This is a genomic window from Mycobacterium helveticum (assembly GCF_007714205.1).
Lineage (GTDB): Bacteria > Actinomycetota > Actinomycetes > Mycobacteriales > Mycobacteriaceae > Mycobacterium > Mycobacterium helveticum.
In genome coordinates, this window is sequence record NZ_VMQU01000365.1 from 1 (window position 1) to 470 (window position 470).

The 470-nt window shown below is 71.5% G+C and carries 1 protein-coding gene; it reads right to left on the reverse strand.

All coding sequences use genetic code 11. The features are described 5' to 3' along the window. Window positions 1-411, reverse strand: a 411-nt coding sequence (locus FPZ47_RS27940) for an IS110 family transposase (protein ID WP_425461862.1), incomplete at its 3' end; no start/stop codon positions are given. Window positions 412-470: the final 59 nt, after the last annotated feature.

Sequence of the window (470 nt, forward strand, 5' to 3'; positions counted from 1 at the left end):
GCAGGCGCGCCGCAGGGCGACGGTGGCGTCGGTGTCGGGGATCAGCGCCCGCAGCCGGGCGCGGTCGGTGCGCAGGGTGTCGGCGAGCACGTAGGCGTCGAACCGGTCGTCCTTGTTGCCGGCCGAGCCGTAGCGGCCGCGCAGGTTCTTGACCTGATTCGGCGAGATCACCACCACGGCCAGACCGGCGAGCAGCAGGGCGTCGACGACTGGCCCGTCGGGACGTTCGATGGCGACCTCACCCACTCCATGGCGGCGCAGGAAAGCGATGAGTTCCCGCAGTCCGGGCGCGCTATGGGGCACCGTGGCTCGGTCGAGTTCGCGGCCCCGGTCATCGACGACGCTGACCGCGTGGTCGTCGCGGGCCCAGTCCAGACCGGCGGTCACACCGCCGGGCGGCTCCTGCGGCAGGGTGGTATCGGTCGGGGTATTGCTGGCAGACTTCACGTCAGCCTCCTCGCTGCTAGTCC